This window comes from Deinococcus sp., assembly GCF_025362455.1.
GTDB lineage: Bacteria > Deinococcota > Deinococci > Deinococcales > Deinococcaceae > Deinococcus.
In genome coordinates this window covers 1-3,308 of sequence record NZ_JANYGJ010000124.1, presented here as the reverse complement: position 1 = coordinate 3,308, position 3,308 = coordinate 1, and the positions used below count along the sequence as shown (strand labels likewise).

Here is a 3,308-nt window from a genome sequence, read left to right as displayed (position 1 = left end):
ACCGCCCGTCACACCATGGGAGTGGATTGCAGCTCAAACCGCCGGGAGCTTAACAGCAGGCGTCTAGGCTGTGGTCGATGACTGGGGTGAAGTCGTAACAAGGTAACTGTACCGGAAGGTGCGGTTGGATCACCTCCTTTCTATAGGCTCCTCATGAACTCGTCTGAACACGGCTGTCCCCAAAGGACTTCCAACTTAACTGTTGGGAGTCCTTTTTTTGGTTGCAGTGCCCGCCAGCCTTATTTAAGTCACCGTTTTAGATAAGCTTGAGCGAACAGGTCCGCCTCGTCTAATACCATCTTGCTCTGATTCCAACCTATCTGCAAAAAGCACCGGATAGGTTTCCATCGCCGCCAGACGGTATTCTTTGCTACTCCCGTTGGTCGGTTTCGTCTTCGACTCAACACAATTTGGTATAAGTGCTGTGGCCTGGGCAGATGCCGGTGATCTGGCTGGGCAGATGCCGGTGATCTGGGCAGACGTGCAGGTCGCCCGGCCCCCACGTGATTGGGGTCAGGTGAAGACTCGCCTAATCCCTGTTCAAGCCGCCCCTTGACTTTGTTTTAGTTGAGCCTAAAATAGCGGCATGTCCTCCTCCCTGGTCTCAAGTTCGCCGCCCCTCTCGCGCTCGGCGCAGGATTATCTCAAGCAGCTCTACGTGCTGGGCGAGCCGGGTGAGCGGGTCAATACCCAGGCGCTGGCCGGGGCCATGAACGTCACGCCCGCCAGCGCCACCGGCATGCTGCGCAGGCTCGCCGAGCTGGGTCTGGTCGAACATGCGGCCTACCAGGGCGCGGTGCTGACCGAGGGCGGCGTGCGGATCGCGCTGGAGATGGTGCGCCACCACCGGCTGATCGAGGCGTATCTGCACCAGGCCCTCGGCTACCCGCTCGACGAGGTTCACGACGAGGCCGAGCGGCTGGAGCACGTCATCAGCGAGCTGCTGGAAGCCCGGATGGCGGCCTGGCTAGGCCACCCGACCCACGACCCGCACGGCGACCCGATTCCGGCCCTCGACGGCACCCTGCCGGTGCGCGAGGAGCGCGAGCTGACCCGCCTGAGCCCCGGCATCAGCGCCGTGGTGGCGCGGGTGCCCGCCCACGATCCGGGGCAGTTGCGGGCGCTGATGCACTCTGGCCTGACGCCCGGCGCCCAGATCAGCGTCGTGCGCCTGGAAAGCGCCTTCGGCACGTTGACGCTGGAGGTGTCCGGCGCCGAGCGCACCTTATCCCTGGCGGTGGCGCAGCAGGTCAGGGTTACGCTGGCTGACGTCACGCTGGGCGGGGACATATTGGGCGAGGTCACATTGGGCGAGGCGCAGGCGTGAGTCAGCTCACCGGACCCAAGCCGGGAGATTCACAGTCCGGCGACCCGCAAGCTGGCGACGCCCTGCCCGGCAGCCTCGATCAGCGCATGAGCGCCCAGGCCGCCGAGGTCTTGCAGGGCCGCAGCCCACGCCGGGGAGTGCGGCGACTGCTGCCGTTCATGGGGCCAGCTTTCATCGCCTCGGTGGCGTATATGGACCCCGGCAATTTCGCCACCAACATCGGCGCCGGATCGAAGTTCGGCTACCTGCTGCTGTGGGTCATTCTGGGTGCCAGCCTGATGGCGATGCTGATTCAGCACCTCTCGGCCAGCCTGGGCATCGTCACCGGCAAGAACCTCCCCGAACTCATCCGCGAGAGATGGCCGAAGGTGGTCTGGCCGTATCTGGTGCAGGCCGAACTGGTGGCGATGGCCACCGACCTGGCCGAGTTCATCGGGGCGTCGATCGCCTTTCAGCTTTTGTTCAACATTCCGCTGATCTGGGGGGCCGTCATCACGGCCATCGTGACCTTCAGCCTGCTGACGCTGCAAAAGCGCGGATTCAGGCCGATGGAAATCGCCATCGGCGCCTTCGTCGGCGTGATCGCCGTGGCGTACCTGGTGCAGCTCATCCGCAGTAGCCCCGGCATCGAGGCGCTGGGCGGGTTCGTCCCGCGTTTCGAGGGTGCCAAGAGTCTTTATCTGGCGGTGGGCATCATCGGCGCCACCGTCATGCCGCACGTGATCTACCTGCACAGCGCCCTGACCCAGAACCGCATCAAGACCAACAACGACGACGAAAAGCGCCAGGTCGCCCGGATGTCGCGCACCGACCTGCTGATCGCTATGAGCCTGGCCGCGCTCATCAACATGTCGATGCTGGCCGCCGCCGCCGCCACGTTTCACGCCACGGGCCGCACCGATGTCGGCGATTTGTCAGTAGCGTACCAGACCCTCACCCCGCTGCTGGGTGGCGGCGCGGCCATCGCCTTCGGGCTGGCGCTGCTGGCGTCGGGCCTGTCGAGCAGCGCGGTGGGGACGATGGCCGGTCAGGTCGTGATGCAGGGCCTGATCCGCTTTTCCATTCCGATCTGGCTGCGCCGCACGATTACCATGCTGCCCGCCTTCGCCGTCATTTTGCTGGGTTTTAACCCCACCGACACGCTGATTCTCTCGCAGGTGATCCTCAGTTTCGGCATTCCCTTCGCGCTGGTGCCGCTGCTGATCTTCACCGCCAACCGCAACCTGATGGGCGTGCTGACGAGCAGCAAGGCCGTGCAGGTGATCGGCTGGATGATCGCCGCGCTGATTATCAGTCTGAACGGGTATTTGCTGGTGCAGACCTTCACAGGCGCCTGAGCACCGGGCTGGTAAACTGAGGCAAGGGGGCCACCCATGACCGTCAAGGACAGGCAGGAACTTGAGCAGCGCCGCGCCGCCGATGAGCAGGCCCGTCACGAACTGAGGTTGGGGGACTTTACCCCGACTCAGAAACTGAACCGCTGTTCGGGCGGTATCTCAGCGGTGAACTGACGAGCGATGAGCTGATCGGGCTCCTCAAGCAGCACTACGCGCAGCGGTGAACCGCACAAGGCCGCTTGACGCCTGCGGTCCCGGCTGGGACAGCGTAATGACGTTGGCGTGTGTTCAATCATTGGCTCAAGGTCGTGCCCGCTCGGTGGCGCACGCTGTGGGCCAATGACCCCAGACCCTTACTTGCAAGAAAACGCCGTGCTCGAAAACCTCCTTGGACTCACGAATGCTGAGGCGTTGCAGCGGGCTGAGACAATGCTTTCCCGCGCCCGGTTTAGTCAACTCGCTGAGTATCTGATTAGCGATGCAGGTCCATCAGGGTTTGCACGGGGTCGTGGCCGCGCAGACGGGCGGTTTCGACGACGCTCTTGATCTGGGTGTAGCTGTTGGCACCCCGCGCGTTTTTGCTGCACTGAGACACTTTACGGGTGATGACGACGCTCCGCAGTGCTCGCTCTGCGGCATTATTC

At 63.4% G+C, this 3,308-nt stretch carries 4 protein-coding genes and 1 rRNA gene; 4 read left to right on the top strand and 1 reads right to left on the bottom strand.

Annotated features, from left to right (window positions below; all coding sequences use genetic code 11):
• The 4 genes from Q0R23_RS09660 to Q0R23_RS09645 form a co-directional block, all read left to right on the top strand.
• Nucleotides 1–140: ribosomal RNA gene (locus Q0R23_RS09660) — 16S ribosomal RNA — on the top strand; the annotation flags it as partial.
• A 446-nt stretch (nt 141–586) separates the two neighbouring features.
• On the top strand, nt 587–1,327 hold the full coding sequence (locus Q0R23_RS09655; RefSeq protein ID WP_293912505.1) for a metal-dependent transcriptional regulator: 741 nt from the start codon (nt 587–589) through the stop codon (nt 1,325–1,327).
• Nucleotides 1,328–1,413: 86 nt separating this feature from the next.
• Nucleotides 1,414–2,664, top strand: a complete 1,251-nt coding sequence (locus tag Q0R23_RS09650; protein ID WP_293912509.1) for an Nramp family divalent metal transporter — start codon at nt 1,414–1,416, stop codon at nt 2,662–2,664.
• A gap of 36 nt (nt 2,665–2,700) precedes the next feature.
• A complete protein-coding gene (locus Q0R23_RS09645; RefSeq protein WP_293912503.1) occupies nt 2,701–2,838 on the top strand; it encodes a hypothetical protein in 138 nt (45 codons plus the stop codon).
• A 298-nt stretch (nt 2,839–3,136) separates the two neighbouring features.
• On the opposite strand, the gene Q0R23_RS09640 is transcribed toward Q0R23_RS09645, so the two are convergent.
• Nucleotides 3,137–3,308: transposase (locus Q0R23_RS09640; protein ID WP_293912507.1), on the bottom strand; the 172-nt coding region annotated here is incomplete at its 5' end.